This is a genomic window from Haloarcula pellucida (assembly GCF_014647235.1).
Classification (GTDB): domain Archaea; phylum Halobacteriota; class Halobacteria; order Halobacteriales; family Haloarculaceae; genus Haloarcula; species Haloarcula pellucida.
This window is the reverse complement of the sequence record NZ_BMOU01000004.1, coordinates 98,516-112,896: the sequence shown is the minus strand read 5'-3', so window position 1 is coordinate 112,896 and position 14,381 is coordinate 98,516. Positions and strand designations below refer to the sequence as shown.

The window sequence follows — 14,381 nt, the reverse complement described above, 5'->3', positions numbered from 1 at the left end:
CGCCCTTTCTTTCGCGCGCTACGTCGGTAGCGGCAGCGCCGTCGACGCGAGTGCACGCGGCCCGCACACACTGGCGTAACGACAAAGCATATAGGCCGGATTAGCCAACGTAGGCACAATGCGTCCGCTGCTTCAGTCTACCGTCTCGTTCGGTGGGCTCTCTTTCGACCCGCTGGTGTGGTCGGAGCCGCTGATGTGGCTGGTACTCGCGGCGTTTCTCGGCAGCGCAGTACTCCACCAGTTCGCGGAGGCGTGGGCACGCCGAGTCGCCGTCACGGGCTGGGGACTGTTCGCCGCCTTCTGGTTAGTTCTGGCGCCACACTTCATCCTGACACAGAAGAGCGCCATCGAGGGGGTCGGTGGCCTCGCGGCGGTGCCGTTGTCGCTGTATGCGGGCTATCTCCTCTGGAACGGCCGGGACTCGCTGTTCGTCCTGACGCGAGCGATCGGGCTGATGGGCATCGTCTACGTGCCGTTTATCACCATCGACCCCCTTCGCCAGTGGATCGTGGAACTGGTCACCGACCAGACGGCGTTCCTGCTGTCGCTGGTCGGCGTCGACCCCCTCGTCGTCGAGGGCTTTACGCACGACGGCATCCGCATCGCCACGAAGCAGTACCCCTACGAGAGCACGTTCTGGTTCGAACACGAGGAGGGGCCGATCACGTACAACATCCTCCTCGCGTGTACGGGGATGGGGAGTATCTCCATCTTCGCCGGCGGTATCCTCGCCGTGTCGGCGCCGTTACGGCGGAAACTCCGCACGCTCGCGATGACGGTGTCGGTCATCTACGTGTTGAACCTGTTCCGGAACGTCTTCATCGCCATCTCCTTCGGGCAACAGCGGATGCAGTGGTTCGAAGGGGTCGTCATGTCCCTGTTCGGTCTCTCGGACCCGCGGATGGTGTCGTACTACGTCGCGGACCGTATCCTCGCACAGACGGGGTCGGTCGTCGTGCTGGTCGGCATCACGTGGTTGTTGGTCCGTGAGTTGCCGGAGATAACCATCCTCGTCGAAGACTTACTGTTTCTCGTGACGGGGACGGAGTACGACCTCCAGAGCGCGTTCGACATCGAGGGCGAGGAGACGGAGGCGGCCGCGACGCCCGGCGACGACTAGGGCGCGTCGGCGATCGCCGTCAGGGCGTCTTCCTCTATCAGGTGGCGGTCGGCGGGAATCACCAGCAGGTGAAGCGGGTCCCCGAAGGATCGGGTGGCGAGTTCGTCGAGGGTGTCGGCGACGATAGTCGGGTCGGGGCTACCGGCGCGGGCGACGACGACGCCGAGCGTCTCCGGAAACGACTCGGCGAGCAGTCCCGCGGCGTGGTCGGCGGTCATGTACGTATCGTCGCTGTCGTCCCAGTGGGGGTCGTCGACCTTGATGTCCAGATACACCAGCGTGTGGAGGTTCCGAGAGCGGTTGTCCTCGATGGTCTGGACGACGCTGTCGGGGACGCCGTCGCCGCCGTGTGCCCGTTCGAACGGGAGCGTCGTCGCCTTCCCGAACCGGTAGTTCTGCAGGCCGGTCAGCGACGCGGCGGCGGTCTGTGCGGTGGTGCCGTGGACGACGCGGGTCTCGATGCCGCGCTCCTCGGCGCGCAGACGGAGGTCGGTGTGGGTCGTCGAGACCATGGTGTCACCGGCAGTCAGGAAGACGACGTCGTCCGTCTCCGCGGCGTCCAGTACCGGGGCGGGGTCCTGTTCGACGCCGGCCCGGTCACGGACCTCGATGGTCGTGTCGTGGTAGGCTTCTAGCGATTCGAGGTCGGTCCCGATCAGCCGACTGGTGTAGAACTCCGCGAAGACGCGGTCTGCGTCCCGTATCGCGTCTCGTCCGGCGATGGTGACCGAGCGTTCGTCGTAGAGGCCGAGGCCGACGAAGGTGAGCATACCCTGCGTCGGTCGTCGCTGGGGATAAAGGGCGCGAAGCGTCAGGCTTACCGCCGCCGGTCGGGGAGAGGTGGTATGGGCGTTCCCTGCGTTCGCGTCGCGCGCGAGGACGGCGAGGCGACTCGCCAGCGGTTGGCCGAGGCGGGCCTCGTCGAGGACGGCTACGACATCACGGTCGAAGACGGGTCGCTGTACGTCCCGGTCACCGACCCGACGGCCGTGCCCGAGGACCTCTCCGTCGTCGAGTTCGACGCCCCGGTCCGCGAGGGCCAGACCATGCCGGCGGACATCCTCGGGTTCGACCCGAGTTACGAGCGCATCGGGGACATCGTCATCGTCGACGAGGACGACCCGGCGCGGGCCCGCGAGATAGCGGCCGCCCTCGTGGAGTCCGACCTCCCGGTCGAAGGCGTGTTGAACCGCGCCTCGAAGATAAAGGGCGAACAGCGGGTCCGAGACTGGGAGGTGCTGGCCGGCGACACCACCGAAGTCGTCCACCGCGAGTACGGGTGTGCCTTCGAACTGGACCTCGCTGAAGTGTACTTCTCGCCGCGTCTCGCGACCGAACGCCACCGCGTCGTCGAACAGATCAGCGAGGGTGAACAGGCGTTCGACATGTTCGCGGGCGTCGGCCCGTTCGTCGTCCCGTTCGCGAAGCGCGGCGCGACCTGCGTCGGCACGGACATCAACGAGACGGCCATCGAGTACCTCCGGCGGAACGCCGAGCGCAACGGCGTCGCCGACCGCGTGACGGGCATCTGTGGCGACGTCAGGGACGTAGCCGCCGACTACGAGGGGTGGGCCGACCGCGTCGTGATGAACCTCCCACACAGCGCAGACGAGTTTCTGGACACCGCGGTCCGACTGGCCGGCGATGACTGCGTCGTCCACTACTACGACATCCAGCCAGACGAGGACCTGTACGGTCCCGGGGAGCGAGCGATACGCGCCGCGGCCGAACCCGAGTACGAGGTGTCCGTCGAGACGCGCCGGACCGTGCGGTCGTACGCGCCGGGCGAGCAAAACGTCGTGTTGGACGTGCGACTCCGGCGCTGACACGGTCGGTCCTTTGGGGCCGTCCTCCACCGGCGTCGAGACAACGTTTACTGGGTGGGGGTCGAACGTCGCTCCCACGGGGAAGTCGCTCGACTCCCCCTCGAAGGCATCCATGTACCGGATACTCGTACCCGTCGACGCCGACTCGGACCGTGCCCGCGGACAGGCCGCCTTCGTGGCGGAACTGCCGACTGCCGCGGAGAACATCGAAGCGATAGTGACCCACGCGCTGACGCCGGAGGAGATCGACGCGCCCGACGAACTGCAGTCCGTCGACCGCATCGAGACCGTCCGGTTGGTCCGTGACTACCTCGAAGAGCGCGACATCGCCGTCGAACTGGCGGAGGGCAGTCTGCCGCCGGCCGACGGCATCCTCGAACTGGCCGCGGAGTTCGACGTCGACCACATCGCGATGGGGTCGCGAAAACGCTCGCCGACGGGGAAGGTGGTGTTCGGGAGCGTCGCCCAGCAAGTGTTGCTGGAGTCGGACGTTCCCGTCACTATCGTCGGCGCCCGCGAGGCGTGAGAACGCGTCTCTCGACGCCCCCGATTCGCAATCCTTATTGCGGTTATCGCTGCAAGTAACGTGTGCAGACAGGCACACCGAGACGAGTTGTCGTCACGTGCGTCTGGCAGTGTGTGCCCGCGCCGGTGTAGCTCAGACTGGCAGAGCGAATCCTTCGTAAGGATTAGGCCGAGGGTTCAAATCCCTCCACCGGCTTCCGGAATAAGGGTTCAGAGCCGTTCTACGCCGTTCTACTCGTTTTCTGTGGTCTCATCCTCGAAGAACTTCTCGTTTAGACTGACGTCAGTCAACTCGATGCTCACGTCCACGTTAGCGGAGTAGCGTTTCTTTCCTTCGAGGTACTGACGCACGCCGTATTCCACCGCGTCGATGAACTCCTCGAACGCCGGTTGTTCCTCGCCTGTCTCCTCTACCTTCGGATAGAGGGGTTCGTCGTCGTAGTTCAAGCCGCGCATGATGAAAGCGAGCGCGTGGGGGACGTATCCAGCCGTGGCATACTCGTGGGTCTCTTCTTGCACTTCTTCGTGGGGCTCAATCTGCCGGGCATAATTACTCCCGAATACCTTTCGGAGTTCGTCTTGCTCAAGATACTCAAACAGGAGCATCAAATCGTGAAAGCCGTATTCTATCCGGCCACGGATACGCCGATCATATTCGCGAGGATTTGAGGGTTCGCTCTTACCTTGTATGTAGTTCCGCTGACTCTTGGTGAGTATCGATGCTGGTTTGTCGTCGGCCATACGATATACTGTGACGGCGCGTCACTAAATATTCTACTGATTCTACTTGGCGGTATGCGACAAGCACCAACGCGTGTGATCGCTGATGGTCGGGTGACGATTCCGGCCGCTGTACGTAACGAACTCGAAATAGAGCAGGGCGACTATGTCGTTGTCGAGGTCGAACCCTGGGGTGGCGATACGTGAGCACCACCCAGAACTCCGTCGTCGACAAAGTTCGCAGTCACCGTGACGAACTCGAAACGCTCGCAGAGAGTGACCTTCGGTGCGCGCAGTACGCACGGGAACTGCTTGCGTTGGCCGACGAGAATGGGGGTGGTCACTAAGCGGAATTGGAACGTCGTCGACGGGGACGTGGGAAGTCCGTCGACGGGGGCGATTGGGTACTCGACACGCTGGGGCGCGTGTCATCAATCTATTCGCACCCCGTCAGCTTGTACATTTCCCCCCTTGACGGCGGTTCCGCGTTTCTATGACCACTATCAACAAGCGTGAGATGGGCGAATTTGAGAACTTCGACGGCTTCGAGAACATCGAGTTCACCGATTTCGACCACGCCGAACAGCACCGCGATATCCTCGAAATCATCGCAGCGACGGACCCGATAACTCGCGGATGGGCGGAGTTGCTCCTCCGTATTATCGACGGTGAGTACGAGACTGTCGAACTCCCTGGAGGTGACACGCAATGAGTACCGACAAGGACACTTCTGGATCGGAGAGGTGTGACCCCAGGAAATGCGCCGAGCGCGTTGCCGACCACCTCCGCGAGGCTGGTCTTGACACCGAACGGTTCATCGAGGTTCACGACGGCGAGAAAAAATCTACCGACCACACGCAGTTCGAGCCGGACCGTGTCAACGGGAACTATGGCATCTACGCCGGCCGCCGTCTCGTGGACGTCGACATAGATATCTACGATGGCGAGGGTGACAGCAACGTGCTCGCCGTGGTGGACGACCTTCCCGAGACGCTGACGGTCGAGACGCCTCACACCGACGGTGAAACTGGCGGCCACCGCTTCTACTGTGTTGAGTCCGGCGACGAGTTCGAGACGGCGTCTGAAGCGTGTGAAGCCGTGTGGGGCGGGGCTACGAACCCCGCCCCGTCATGGGGAGAGATTCGCGTTCAGAATCAGTATGTCGTCGGACCTGGGTCGCAACTCGCCGACTGTCAGAAGGACTGGTGCGACGAGTGCGCCACGGATGATGGGGGCTGTTACGAGATAGCCGTTGACCGCCCCATCGCCACGATCACCGCCGACGACCTCGCAGACGTCCTCCGAGCTGACCCCGACCGTCCGACCACGATATCGACAGCCGAAAACGAACAAGTGGCCTTGGACGTCAGCAAAGACGGTGAGGATGTAGAGCGGGCGACTGCAGGTGACGATGATTCACCGACAGAAGATAGCGACCACCCCGACCCGGCTGCGGTCGTCACAGAAACCGGGGTGTCTGAGAAGTATCCGCGTGATGGGGACCGTTCGGAACATGACTGGGCCATCTGCAAGGAGTTCCACCGATACGGTGTCTCGAAGGCAGCGGCCGAACAGTGGTTTCACAGCGAACTCCCAGAGTCAAAGGTCGCAGAACGGGGTGAGATCGACTACGGGAAGACGAACGGCGGGACGTGGACGCGCTCGGGTGAGTCAGTGCGCAAGGAAGACGGCGCTCTCGGCACTCGCTCACTCGGTAACGAACAAGACCCCTTGGCCGGAAGCCAGTGGGACTTGGTGCGCGATCAGTTCCGCGATAGCACGAATGGATCCACCACATCAGCATATAACGTGGCTGCCGACTCTGTGCTGGCGGATGAATCGCTTGTCTGTGTGCGAGAGACTGGAGAGTTCTACCGCTACGACCCCGAAGAGGGCTACTATCGGCGGAAAGGAGAGTCGTACATCCGCGAACGGCTCCGCGATGCTATCCCCGGGTGCGTGAACAACAACCGGATGAACAACATCATCGAGCGCGTGCGGGATCGGTGCTACCTCGACCAGAACGAGTTCACCCCGCCTGAGGGAAAGGTTGTCGTCAAGAACGGCGTCCTCGACCTCGACACTCGCGAGGTAGAGCCCTTCACCCCCGACTACTACTTCACCGCCGGCCTGGACTGCGAGTACAACCCGGAGGCCACCGCAGAGGAGTGGGACGAGACGCTCTGCAGTACCGTCGCCACGGACGGGGCACGTGAAACGGTTCAGGAGTTCGTCGGCTACTATCTGGAGGTATGGCACCACAAGCGGGCCAAGAACCTGTTCGCTGTCGGGCCGACCGCCTCGGGTAAGAGCACGTTCGTCGACACCGTCGCCGCGCTGTTCGGTGAGGAGATGCCGAGTGTCACGAACCTAACGCCGCAGCAGCTCGCCGATACCCAGTTCGACCGGAGCGCGCTTGCCGAGGCCGCCCTGAACGCGCGGAACGACATCAACGCGACAAAAATAGAGGACAGCGGGACGCTCAAGACCCTCTTTGCCGGGGAGCGGGTGAAGATGGAGCGGAAGTACCAAGATCCGACATTCGGATCGCCGGCCGCGAAGCATCTCTTCAGCGCGAACTGGCTTCCACGCGTCGTCGGGGAGGACGAATCCATCTACCGACGGGTTCTCATCGTAGAATTCCCCGACACTATCCCGCGTGAAGAGCGCGATCTCGACCTCAAAGAACGGCTTCAGCGGAACGACCTACCCGGTATACTGAACTGGGCACTCGACGGCCGTGACCGGCTACACGAACAAGGGGGCTTCTCGCGCGACCGGAGCCTCATGGACACGCGGCTGAAGTGGCTTTCGTGGCGTTCAGCCCCACTCCGGTTCATGTTCGAACAGTGCGAGATTACCGGCGATAGCACCGATACGGTCGAACGCAAGAGTGCCTACCTGGCATATAAGCAATGGGCCGCAAGGAACGGATACGATATCCGACCTCAGCAGAGGATGACGACCTACTGGAAAATGGTACCCCACGTGGAGACCATGAGCCACGACGGAATGGACGTCTTCACTGGATTGAGGTTCTCAGAGGGCGGTACCGACACTGGTGACAAGCCACATCGTCGGCGAGGCGACGGCCTCCAAGACTACTAAGCGGCTTGTCTCCGGCGAAGTAGTCTATTCTCTAAATGTGTGTGGTGAGTTAACACTCTTTTAGACCCTGTCTCACGTCTTTTTCTTTCTGTATATATTTCGCCACCTACTGATGGAGGGATTCTTTGAGTGGCGATTACATACGACACGGTTCGTTACTGTGTTAACATGGCGCAATGGCGTTGATTTTCGCAAAGATGTTTCGCTGTGCCTCGCGCGTGCGCGCTGTCCTATCGCGAAAGAAACCAATTGGGTACCAGCAGGTGAGGTTCATGGTGTAGGAGAGCAATATCTATAACATGAGCACGGACTCGGGGTCAACGTCGGGAGATGACGACTTTCACCGTGATACCCGACGAGTGGTGAAAGCCCGTTTCGAACCGGATGTGTTTGAGCGCATCAATAAGATTCGACAAGACCGTGGCGTGGAATGGTCGACGGTCATTTTGTGCGGCATCGCAGAAATAGAAGAAGAGATCCCGCCGTATCACGAGCGGTTCAAAGATTACGATGACCAATCGACTTGAGAATAGCTTACCTCTCTTGATAATACAATTCAAGCTCAGGATTTTATTACCCATCATACTCTACGGGCCCTATGGCGATAGAAGATTATGATCAAGAATTAAATGAATTAGCAGGTAGAATTGCTAGTTCAAATTGTGCTCTGTTTGCTGGAGCGGGACTCTCAATTAATGCTGGTGGACCAAGTTGGGATGAATTAACTGAAAAGGCGAAATCCGAGTTTGATTATAATAGCCCACTGGACGAAAACTTTCAGATATTTTCAGATTTGAAACGAGAAGTTGGTGGAACTGAGTTACACCAATTTGTCCAACGCGAATTATCCGGTATTGAACTAGGCGAAGACGTCGAACCCCTTGCTAGCCTTCCCTGGTTTTCTACTTTTACTACAAATTTTGACACTGCTTTAGAGGATGCCCTAAGCAAATATCACAGAAGTGTACGAACGGTTCATGAAGGACGAGAATTCATTTTATCGGGGGATCCTTCTGACCTATACTGTGTTAAACTTATGGGCAGTATAGAAAAGAACTACGGAGATTCCGGCTCCATGGTTCTTACATCTGGAGAGAAATCTACAGCTCAGGATAAAAGATCTCATATTTTTCGGGAGTTAGGTAATCATGCTGCAAACTTATCATTCTTGTTCGTTGGCTATTCTTTCCGGGACAGAATTTTCACAGAAATATTAGAAAAGATAATAAACGAGGCAGGGGAATTAGAACGAACTTATTATGCACTATTTCGTTCCCCACTTGATGAAGAACAAGAATATTATCTGAATAGTCTAAACGTGGTGCCCATCATTGCAGATATAGAAGACTTCACTGAAGAGCTTGTGAAGAGGGTATCCCAACGAGATACGTCAGATCATAGAATGAAAAATATTCCTTTTGGGAGTCAAATGTTAGAGCTGTCTCTTGACGATATTGGCGACTTTGTTGAATCATATGATCCAATCTTGCTAGATGAACTTCAACGGGAAGGAGATGCCCAGAATTTCTTCAAAGGCGAGATAACCACCTTTAGACCATTTACTGAGGACTGGCATTTCACCCGATCAGAAGAGTCCGAGATTATTTCTAAACTCAGAAACCAAGAGCCGGACATAGTATCTGTTTCAGGATCACCTGGTTCCGGTAGAACCTTTCTGATAAACTCTACCATTGAGGCATTAATAAGAGATGAAGGTGGAATAGCAATCCGGATTCCGAGTCATAAAATAGATCCTATTCCTTCACATGGAGAACTGGACCAATTTCTGGAGTTTATAACCGATCGATGTGAGGAATTAGGCATTCCTGCACCTGAGTTTTGTGTGTTCTTTTCTACATCCGGCTTAGAGACAAATCAGCTCATGAATTTCAACCGTCTTAAAAGCCGCTCTGATTTTCATCTACAACTACTTATGGAATCTCCACAAGGATATTCATTCCCCAGCGATATGGAAGAGGAGAAAAAATGCGATAATATTGAAATTCAAGACGAAATCCCTCGACCCATCCGTCAGGAATTTAAAACATATGTTGTAGATACGGTTCGAAAACATCGATTACCTGCAATATCTGAACAAGAAGTCCAGAGTATACTGAATGACGATCCTGAATTTTTACCTGTTATGTACCGAGCCATAGATCCTGCTCGCCGTTCTATACAGGATATAATAGAGCAGGAGTATGAGGGACTAACTGATGAAGCGAAGCGAATTGTAAAATTTAGCGCTTTAGCTACTTCTGTGGATTTAGAAATGCCTATAGCAGTGTGTAGAAGGGCTATGACACACCAATCTGGAGAATTCTACAGCTTTCCGGAAATAATAAATATCGCTGAAAATGAAGCAAATGAGTTTATTAAGATATCTCGTGACGCTCGAACAAACCAATTACTAGCAATATATCATCCTATAGTCGCTAAGCATATTTGTAAAAAGATTGGCGAAAAAGAGATGGGCGAATATCTCTTAGATATTGCTGAGTCTGTCGATCTCCAATCTGGTATAGAAGGTGAGTTTGTGGGCAGGCTGATGATTAGTAAGGGTGTTAATAGAGAAGCCACGGAGTTCCTTCCTATCACAAAAGACTATCTAAAAGAATCTATGGATATTGTTACTAGTCGCCAGCCCGCAAGGCCTCTACTACATCACAAAGCAATATTGATGCAGGAGATGGGTGAGGACTCCTCTAAAGTCATCTCTACAATGGAAGAAGCCATAGCGGAACCACCAGAGGAATATGTTCTAACTGAAAGGAAAGAGAACGTATTGACATCTCTAGCTCGCATAAAATGGAAAATTAATAGAGACGAGTTGGAAAACGCGGATCGGTACAGTGAGGATATAATGGAAATATTTGCATACTTAGAAGATGCCCGGAGATCAGTTCTGAACTTGCATACATATGATCTCCAGTCTAATATACTAATGTCTATGGCTGAAGGCCGAGAAGAAAAAGAGAGGAATTCTCTGCTAAATGAGGCTATCAATTTAATTGAAAGAGCTATGGAAATGGATGGTGAGGCCGAAGACATAAGAACACTTGAACAGACGAGGGTTGAATTGTATGATCGTATTGAACGGGAACAAGCAGAAGAATTAGCTGAAAAACTTGTCGAACAAGATAACGATGGTTCTGGATATTATACACTAGCAAGGTTAGATTTATATGAAAATAGTGATCCCGCTGCTGCACTTCGACAACTGACCCGCGCAATGTCAGCAGAAGAATATCCGCCTGAGGCTATTGCCTTCAGAATTAAACTGTTGATGCAACAAGATGATCCCTTCTACGATCTTGTCGCTGAACTAGCAAAAGATCTAGATCTTAGAGATGATTTCGAGGATTCTTGGGAATCAGCATATCATAAAGCAATCGCATATTTGATTGATGGAAACTATCAGAAGGCGTATAGCCACTTTGAAACTTCACATTCAAGCGCACCTTGGAACCTACATGATACTGTCGATGTATTCTGGAAGGATGATGGGCAAAAAAAGACGTTCACGGGAAAAATAGGAAATCCACTCACTGACACTGAAGGATGGATTTATTCACACGGTTTGGAGGGGTGGGACGATGATATTTACTTTGATCCATCACTAGAAGACAGTGCTGGCGGAATTCGGTCTGGTAGAAACGTTGAATTTACTTTGGGATTCACACCAAGGGGTCCGAAGGCACGAGATATTCAAATCATATAATCTATTGTCAAATGTGGGCAAGTTGCGCCTAATATCTCACATTCACTCAGCAGCACCCATACGCTCTAACAGGGCCGTCTTCACGTCTGGGTCGTCAAGCAGGTCGTCAATGGTGTCAAGCTTCCCCTTTGTCGTCGCGTCCTCAGGGTCCGTGTCAGCATAGTCCTGTTTCACATCTGCCTCTACCTCGGCCTCGAAATTGGCGGCCGATTCGCCCCTCAGGGCGTAGCCACAACGCATACAGAACGCCGCTTCGGGTTCATTGAGTTCCTGACAGCGTCCACACTCCCGGACCTGTGGTTCGTCACCCTCCTCTTCGGGCACGTACAGCCCGTGCATCTCGTCGTAGGCGTTGTCGATGTCGCGCCCGGAGAGGTGGACGTACCGCGCGGGGACGTCCGACCCCTGTACCCACCCGAACCATGCACATAGCTGCGCCTCTTTCAGGTGGTTCGCCAAGTACGACGCGCGGGAGTGGCGGTAGTGGTGCGGGTTCGACGGTTTGTCTATGCCGGCCCCTTTCATCGTCTTCCGGAGTATCTTGTCCCGGATGTATCGGTAGCCGAGTTGGTCGTCCGGACTGCCCTGCTGGATCTTACACCACAGCGGCGCGTCCTTCGTCGGGTTCGGGTGGTCACTCAGCCACTTGTTAATGTGGGGAACGGATTCTACGAGCGGGAGACGGCGAGCGCCGGTCTTCCCCTCGATGACGATCTTCTTTCCGTGCTTGCGGTCCTCGATGTCGCCCACAGTCAGATCGATGAGTTCGCCGATTCTAGCGCCTGTCTCGTAGAGGAGCCAGATGAGTGCTCTGTCGCGTGGGTTCTTCGCGGCCTCCACCTGCGCTTCGACGTCGTCCTTCGTCAGCAAGTCCTTCGGGAGTTTGTCGCTCCCGGTGGAGTTGTTAAGTTTGATCCAGGCGACGGTTTCGGGCGCGTCGCCGTCTTCGTCGGGGTCGTGCCACTTCCAGAAACTCCGGATGACGTTCTTGTACGTGTCGATGGTCTCGTCACTATCATACTCGCTGTGGACCCACGCAACGAGGTCCTTCACGTCGGCCTTGTCCATCTCATCGAGCTGCTGGCTCTCCAGATGCTCGGCGATGACCTTCATGCGGGTGACGTTCTTCAGGAGCGTGGCTTTGCTCAGACCGTCCAGAACTTTGTCGCGTTCGTACTCGTGGATTAGTTCCTTATTCCGGGGGCAGATGACGTCAGACTGCTGTATATTCTCCGACGTCTCGTTTAGACGCTTCTCGTAGTTCTCGGTAGGCATGAATCAGATACGTGCCACACTAGCATAACTGTTTGTAACCCTTGTTCCGTAAGCTCTCCACCGGCTTTCTGCGACGAACGAACGTGAGGAGCGGAAGCCAAACAGGGATTTGAACGAGACCGGGGTTCTGCGCGAAGCGCAGGTTCTCGGGCGTAGTTCACAATCCGCGCCACCGGCTCTTTCCTTCGGAATAGCCCAAATGGGCAGACCCGCTTTCGTAAGTATTGGGTCGCGGAATGAAGCGGTTAGCCCCCACTACACGGACGTTTTTATCGGCTCGTTTCAGTGCTAACCATTCTCAAATGGCACTGTATCCGCCACTTCCCGCTGTTGGCCGTATTGAATCGCATCGGGTTGGTATCAGGCCGCGTATCGCCTGCTCGGTGTCTTTGCGTATCCGACCGTGCTGATACCATATCTCAAGTGCTTTTTTGCACTCATCAGTGCTATCCGAAAACATGGAGATTCGAGAGTTAACGGACGAAGCAGAGCGACGTGAGGCCGTCCCGATTCTCCGTCAATTGTGGAGTGATGTTGACCCTACTGATATATTGGAGTGGACAGCAGACGATGACTACCATTTGTTTGGTGGATTTGTCGATGGCGAGTTAGTCGGCGTGGCTGGCGTTCTCGTTAAACACGTCCTCCACCATGCTCGCCACGCATGGCTCTATGACCTTGTTGTAGACGAGCCTCAGAGAACAGAGGGATACGGAACTTCGCTTGTAGAGTTCGTAGAACAATGGGCTACCGACAAGGGATGTGAATATATTGCGCTGGCATCGCCACTGGCGAAAGAAGACGTTCACCGATACTACACGAACCGAAACTACAAAAGGTGGGGATACGTCATCGAGAAACCACTCTGATGCGTATGCCCTCTGTATGTGGAATACTAATACGCGAACTTTTCGGGCTCGTTCAGACAGTACGAATTACATATCTCTGCTATGTTTACGCCTTCGTGTCGGGGATTAGGGTCCTGCGGTACGGCACGCGACGACGGGGGATGTGTGCGTAATCGCCCGACGAAGCGTCGAGGGAGCAAATCCGCGCCACCGGCTTGCTTCCTGCGACGACCAACTCGCGAGCAGTGACAGCTAGGCGGACGTCCTACTTCGCTGTCTCGTACTCGAACGCCGTAATCTCTCCCCGCCAGTACGGTAGGTCACCGTCGGGGAGGGTCCACGCCACCTCGCCGCGGGTCGGCACGAGCATCCCCCCGCGCTCGGCGTAGTCCTCGAAGTAGCCGGTCCAGCGTGCCGTCTCGAACCCGTCGTCGACGGCGCGGTATCGCTCGTCGGCGACGACGCGGTCGACCAGATTGTCGTCGTCGAAGTGGAAGGAGAGCGACACCGAGACGTCGCCGTCGGTGAGGGTCGCCCGTGCGGTACTGTCGTCGATGGCTGTCCACTCGACGCCGCTCTCGGGGAGGAGAGCCGTCGGAAACCAGACGGCTTCGGCGAGATAACGTTGGAGTTCACCGGCGTCGAGTTCCGGCGACGGGTCGGCGTCGGCGACTGGGACCGTCCAGAGGAGGTGGGCGGCCAGCGAGCCAGTGCCGTCGACGTAGCTATCGATGACGCTGACCGGCAGGACCGACCCCAGCCGTATCGACGCGTCCCAGACGAATCCCGGCGGATCGACGGTGTAGTGTTGGGTCGCTTCGAGGGGGTGCCACGACGAGTCAGCGTCGCCGAGGCGGAACACGCCACGCTGGGTGAGCCTCGCCGTCCGGACGTAGGGCGTTCCGGGTTCGAGAACCGTCTCGAAGTACCGGCGGGCCGGGGCTGGAAGGTCGGCGAAGTCGGCCTCGGTGACGGCGCGTGTGGGCCCGCCGCTGGACGCGGCACGCAGGGCGTCGATCGATCGGGCGGTCCGTGCCGAGACTCGACGCTTCCCGACGAGGACAGTGCCGACGGCGGCGGTCGCCAACCCGAACAGGACGGTTCGACGGGTCGGCCACCGGCCGCGCTCCGTCGTGGTTTGATGGGCAGACATCGTCTCTCGGACGACGGTTCTCTCGCCGACGCCAAATACGTACCCGGGGTGTGTCATAGCACGACAGCGCCACGGACGGCCGTGA

The 14,381-nt window shown here is 56.6% G+C and carries 13 protein-coding genes and 1 tRNA gene; 10 read left to right on the top strand and 4 right to left on the bottom strand.

All coding sequences use genetic code 11. The features are described 5' to 3' along the window. The first annotated feature begins 118 nt into the window (after nucleotides 1-118). Nucleotides 119-1,120: an archaeosortase A gene (gene artA, locus IEY28_RS12635; protein ID WP_188998111.1), complete on the top strand. Its 1,002-nt coding sequence runs from the start codon at nucleotides 119-121 to the stop codon at nucleotides 1,118-1,120. Here the strand turns inward: artA and dph5 are convergent. Next, the gene (dph5, locus tag IEY28_RS12630; protein ID WP_188998108.1) at nucleotides 1,117-1,890 is read right to left on the bottom strand and encodes a diphthine synthase; all 774 of its coding nucleotides are present in this window, start codon (nucleotides 1,888-1,890) and stop codon (nucleotides 1,117-1,119) included. The two genes, artA and dph5, sit on opposite strands and share 4 nt — an antisense overlap. A gap of 75 nt (nucleotides 1,891-1,965) precedes the next feature. Between dph5 and IEY28_RS12625 the strand changes: the two genes are divergently transcribed. The 3 genes from IEY28_RS12625 to IEY28_RS12615 all read left to right on the top strand — a co-directional run bounded on the left by IEY28_RS12625 (nucleotide 1,966) and on the right by IEY28_RS12615 (nucleotide 3,667). Next, the gene (locus IEY28_RS12625) at nucleotides 1,966-2,946 is read left to right on the top strand and encodes a class I SAM-dependent methyltransferase (RefSeq protein WP_188998105.1); all 981 of its coding nucleotides are present in this window, start codon (nucleotides 1,966-1,968) and stop codon (nucleotides 2,944-2,946) included. Between the two features lie 112 nt (nucleotides 2,947-3,058). Then, nucleotides 3,059-3,472, top strand: coding sequence for a universal stress protein (locus tag IEY28_RS12620; RefSeq protein WP_188998101.1), 414 nt, complete (start codon nucleotides 3,059-3,061; stop codon nucleotides 3,470-3,472). Nucleotides 3,473-3,593: 121 nt separating this feature from the next. After that, a tRNA-Thr gene (locus tag IEY28_RS12615) sits at nucleotides 3,594-3,667 on the top strand. Nucleotides 3,668-3,702: 35 nt separating this feature from the next. Here the strand turns inward: IEY28_RS12615 and IEY28_RS12610 are convergent. Then, entirely contained in the window at nucleotides 3,703-4,212 is a 510-nt protein-coding gene (locus IEY28_RS12610) for a DUF8102 family protein (protein WP_188998098.1), read from the bottom strand. Nucleotides 4,213-4,266: 54 nt separating this feature from the next. On the opposite strand from IEY28_RS12610, the gene IEY28_RS21005 reads away from it, so the two are divergent. The 5 genes from IEY28_RS21005 to IEY28_RS12585 all read left to right on the top strand — a co-directional run bounded on the left by IEY28_RS21005 (nucleotide 4,267) and on the right by IEY28_RS12585 (nucleotide 11,020). Next, nucleotides 4,267-4,398: an AbrB/MazE/SpoVT family DNA-binding domain-containing protein gene (locus tag IEY28_RS21005; protein ID WP_188998095.1), complete on the top strand. Its 132-nt coding sequence runs from the start codon at nucleotides 4,267-4,269 to the stop codon at nucleotides 4,396-4,398. A gap of 286 nt (nucleotides 4,399-4,684) precedes the next feature. Next, complete coding sequence (locus IEY28_RS12600; protein WP_188998092.1) at nucleotides 4,685-4,903, top strand: hypothetical protein; 219 nt, start codon at nucleotides 4,685-4,687, stop codon at nucleotides 4,901-4,903. After that, nucleotides 4,900-7,299 (top strand): phage/plasmid primase, P4 family, encoded by a 2,400-nt coding sequence (locus IEY28_RS12595; protein WP_188998089.1) that lies wholly within the window; start codon nucleotides 4,900-4,902, stop codon nucleotides 7,297-7,299. The genes IEY28_RS12600 and IEY28_RS12595 overlap by 4 nt, the downstream gene beginning before the upstream one ends. Nucleotides 7,300-7,598: 299 nt before the next feature. Continuing rightward, nucleotides 7,599-7,826 carry a hypothetical protein gene (locus IEY28_RS12590; protein WP_188998083.1) on the top strand — a complete coding sequence of 76 codons (228 nt, stop codon included), beginning with the start codon at nucleotides 7,599-7,601 and terminating at the stop codon, nucleotides 7,824-7,826. A gap of 71 nt (nucleotides 7,827-7,897) precedes the next feature. After that, a complete protein-coding gene (locus IEY28_RS12585; protein ID WP_188998080.1) occupies nucleotides 7,898-11,020 on the top strand; it encodes an SIR2 family protein in 3,123 nt (1,040 codons plus the stop codon). Between the two features lie 42 nt (nucleotides 11,021-11,062). Here IEY28_RS12585 and IEY28_RS12580 read toward each other — a convergent pair whose 3' ends face one another. Continuing rightward, entirely contained in the window at nucleotides 11,063-12,295 is a 1,233-nt protein-coding gene (locus tag IEY28_RS12580) for a tyrosine-type recombinase/integrase (RefSeq protein WP_188998077.1), read from the bottom strand. A 458-nt stretch (nucleotides 12,296-12,753) separates the two neighbouring features. On the opposite strand from IEY28_RS12580, the gene IEY28_RS12575 reads away from it, so the two are divergent. Then, nucleotides 12,754-13,164 carry a GNAT family N-acetyltransferase gene (locus tag IEY28_RS12575; protein ID WP_188998074.1) on the top strand — a complete coding sequence of 137 codons (411 nt, stop codon included), beginning with the start codon at nucleotides 12,754-12,756 and terminating at the stop codon, nucleotides 13,162-13,164. 244 nt (nucleotides 13,165-13,408) lie between these two features. On the opposite strand, the gene IEY28_RS12570 is transcribed toward IEY28_RS12575, so the two are convergent. Further along, on the bottom strand, nucleotides 13,409-14,296 hold the full coding sequence (locus tag IEY28_RS12570; RefSeq protein ID WP_220639386.1) for a DUF6920 family protein: 888 nt from the start codon (nucleotides 14,294-14,296) through the stop codon (nucleotides 13,409-13,411). Nucleotides 14,297-14,381: the final 85 nt, after the last annotated feature.